The 457-nt window shown below is 44.2% G+C and carries 1 protein-coding gene; it reads left to right on the top strand.

What is annotated here, in order from left to right:
* Positions 1-457 (top strand): EamA family transporter (locus E0L37_RS21375; protein WP_166643124.1); only part of this gene is annotated, 457 nt, incomplete at both ends.

Consider the following 457-nt stretch of genomic DNA (forward strand, 5'->3'; position numbering starts at 1 on the left):
GTACTTACGCAAGAAACTTGCGTTCGCGACCCACAAAAAGCATTTTTTCATTCTTGGCGCGCTTAATTCCGCCATTCCTTTTTTATTGTTTGCCTATGCAGCACAAACAATTAATGCATCTACCTTATCCATATTAAACTCAACAACGCCAATTTGGGGTGCCATCGTGGGTATTATTTGGAGTAAAACAAAACCCACTAAAAGTATGTTGCTTGGCTTACTGTTGGGTTTAACGGGCGTGGCCATTTTGGTAGGTCAAAATAGCCTGACTATCGACAGCCAAGCTATCACGGCAATTGTTGCGGCACTGTGTGCTTCACTCAGCTACGCCATCGCATCCCATTACACTAAACATGCACCTAAGTTATCTGCTTTTGATAATGCCCATGGCAGTATGTGGGCGGCGAGTATCATGGTGCTGCCGCTTATTTTTGTTATTCCTGCCAGAGAAATGCCA

The sequence above is a fragment of the Alcanivorax sp. 24 genome, from assembly GCF_004360225.1.
Taxonomy (GTDB): Bacteria; Pseudomonadota; Gammaproteobacteria; order Pseudomonadales; family Alcanivoracaceae; genus Alloalcanivorax; species Alloalcanivorax xiamenensis.